Origin of the sequence: Campylobacter sp. LMG 17559, assembly GCF_024723605.1 — a bacterium.
In the GTDB taxonomy this organism is placed as follows: domain Bacteria; phylum Campylobacterota; class Campylobacteria; order Campylobacterales; family Campylobacteraceae; genus Campylobacter_D.
This window is the reverse complement of the sequence record NZ_JANQCZ010000066.1, coordinates 1-319: the sequence shown is the minus strand read 5'-3', so window position 1 is coordinate 319 and position 319 is coordinate 1. Positions and strand designations below refer to the sequence as shown.

Sequence of the window (319 nt, the reverse complement as noted above, 5' to 3'; positions counted from 1 at the left end):
AATGCTTCCTTTCTTAGATGAACTTATAGGAGTGGATTGGATTATTGATGTGAATAAATACAGAATAACACATGATGAAACAGGTAGAATTATTAGGGCTTTAGATGATGATGTTTTAAAAGGTAAATTAAAAGATCCAAGAGATATAGATTCTACTCCAGAGAGTAGGTGGGAATTTGATCAAAAAATGTATGCTTATAGAAATGGAATGAAAACTAATTATGATGTAGATATTAGAAATGAAAGAAGTGAAAATTCGGCAAAATTAACCATGAAATCCATGATACTAGAAGCCAAATTAGCAGTTTTAACTCCTCCA

At 30.4% G+C, this 319-nt stretch carries 1 pseudogene; it reads left to right on the top strand.

Annotated elements, in window-relative coordinates:
* A pseudogene (locus tag CAMP5082_RS08330) lies at positions 1–319 on the top strand (hypothetical protein); the annotation flags it as partial.